Genomic DNA, 962 nt, shown 5'->3' on the forward strand with positions numbered 1-962 from the left:
ACCTGGGCCTGTCGGTCGACACCTACCGCAGCACCTACGGCGCGGTGGCCGAGCCGGACGTCGACATCGACATGAAGCGCGACCACGTCGGCGTGGCCGGCGAGGTGAAGCAGCTGGACGGCCCGTTCACCGGCCTGCGCGCGAGCTTCAACCACACCCGCTACCAGCACCAGGAGGTCGACACCGGCACCGGCGCGGTCGGCACCACGTTCAAGACGGCCGGCAACGAGCTGCGCGTGGAGGCGACGCACGCGGCCCTCGGGCCGGTGCAGGGCGTGGTCGGGCTGCAGGTGGAGGATTTCGACTTTTCCGCGCTGGGCGACGAGGCCTTCGTGCCGAGCACGCGCACGAAGCGCCAGGCGCTGTTCGCGCTCGAGGACCTGGCCTGGAGCGGCGGCACGCTGACCGCCGGGCTGCGCGTGGAGCATGCGCGCATCACGTCGGACGGCGATGCCGCCGATGCGGCCGAGCCGAAGTTCGGCGCGGCGGATGCGCGCAGCTTCCCGGTGCGCAGCGCGTCGCTCGCGAACGTCTACAAGCTGACGCCGACCTGGTCGCTGAGCGGATCGCTGAGCTACACCGAGCGCGCGCCGACCTCGTTCGAGCTGTATGCGAACGGCGTGCATGCGGCGACCGGCGCATTCGAGCGCGGCGACGTGAACCTGGGCGTGGAGCGCGGCAACAACATCGACGTGGCGCTGGCGTGGAAGGACGACGGCAACGAGCTGCGGCTGGGCGCGTTCAGCACGCGCTTCTCGCGCTTCATCTCGCTGGAGGCAACCGGGCAGCAGATCGAGGCCGAGGGCGATGACGGCCCCGAGTCGTTCCCCGAGTATGCGTTCCGCGCGGTGCGGGCACGCCTGAACGGCATCGAGATCAACGGCAAGCACCGGCTGCTGCGGCAGGACGGCTGGACGCTGGGGCTGGACGGCAAGCTCGACTACACGCGGGCGACCAACCTC

1 protein-coding gene is annotated in these 962 nt (G+C 70.9%); it reads left to right on the top strand.

Going from position 1 to position 962, the window contains the following annotated elements; all coding sequences use genetic code 11:
• A partial coding sequence (locus tag AC1D12_RS34170; protein ID WP_477845501.1) for a TonB-dependent receptor domain-containing protein occupies positions 1 to 962 on the top strand: 962 nt, incomplete at both ends.

The sequence above is a fragment of the Rhizobacter sp. P1_G5 genome (genome assembly GCF_056405435.1).